Below are 1,430 nucleotides of genomic sequence, written 5' to 3' on the forward strand. Positions count from 1 at the left end.
GCCCATATGGAATACAACCACAGACATCTCAGCCATTTCCATTCCCTTTAATCAGCCTGGCCAATACTATGTCCAAGTAACTGTAACATCTCCTGTGGGAGAAACTGCCACTGCCATGACCGGGGCAATAACCATATCTCAGGAGGAGGAAATAGTTCAGGTTGTATCAGTAAGATTGATGGCAACCCTCACTGGACCATCAGGCAATTCCTACATTGCATACGCAGGGCCAGCTGACTGGAACGTTACGGGTACAGTATTCGCCAGCTTCCCCATGCCAAACGTTCCCTCGGTTAACCAGGTTTACACATTGAACGTATCCTATTCATACACCCTAGCCATCACTCAGTATGAGCCTAGTCCAAGCGGTTCTGAGGGTTATGGCAGTTGGGAGACATACTTCTACAACGCATACTCCCCAGTTCCCTATGCTTCTCAGCAGATAACCGTAGTATCGGGAGGAGTTCTAGTAAGTACCGGTGGGAATTTCAGCCAGATAGAAACACAGATAGATGGGGTATGGAACACCCTCAACGTTAGCAGCTCCAATCTACAGAATGCCCTATCATCAGGATTAAAGACCATAAATGGAAACATTGTTACAATACAGACACAGGGATCCGAGATTCTTGCCAATTTGACCACCATAAATGCCCAGATTAAATCCATCAACGGAAACATGGCCACCATAACCACAGATATTGGTACAATCAACACAACCCTGAGCTCCATAAATGCCCAGATTAAATCCATCAACGGAAACATGGCCACCATAACCACAGATATTGGTACAATCAACACAACCCTGAGCTCCATAAATGCCCAGATTACCAGCATCGATAACGGTATTGCAACAATTCAAACAGAGGCCGGGACAATACAGGCATCATTGGCGACACTGAATGCAAAACTGGTGGCTGTAAATGGCACACTTGCGACCATAAGCACAAACGTAGGAACAGTACAGACATCCCTCAGCAGTATTAATGCACAGCTAACTTCCGTACAGGGAAATGTTGCCACAGTTCAAACAGACCTTGGTACCCTCACAGGTACTGTTGATAGCGTAAATGGCACAGTGGCAACCATAAATACAAAGATAGGAACATTGCAGGCATCCATAAATGGAGTCACGGGCTCTATAAACTCTGCCAAATCTGGCATATCCAATACAATAATCTTCGAGGTAGTAATATTAGCTCTGGTGCTCATCACATTGGTTGCTGCCATTGTCTCTGTAATATACGTAAACAAGGCCATAAGGAAGATAGATGAAATAAAGAAACCGTAATTTACTCATCATTTTTTCTTATTTTTTATGATTATTTTTAACACCAAATAAATAAAAAAACACAAAAAAAAGCAAAAAAACGAAAACGCAGATCGGAAGAGCGTCGTGTAGGGAAAGAGTGTCCCCTCGACGGTGTAGA

General features: G+C 43.7%; 1 protein-coding gene. It reads left to right on the forward strand.

Annotation, left to right across the window (positions count from 1 at the left end):
- Nucleotides 1-1,291, forward strand: a 1,291-nt coding sequence (locus ACYQ0N_RS15220) for a hypothetical protein (RefSeq protein ID WP_460163166.1), incomplete at its 5' end; no start/stop codon positions are given.
- Nucleotides 1,292-1,430 lie beyond the last annotated feature (139 nt).

It is taken from the genome of Ruminococcus sporogenes, from assembly GCF_054655175.1.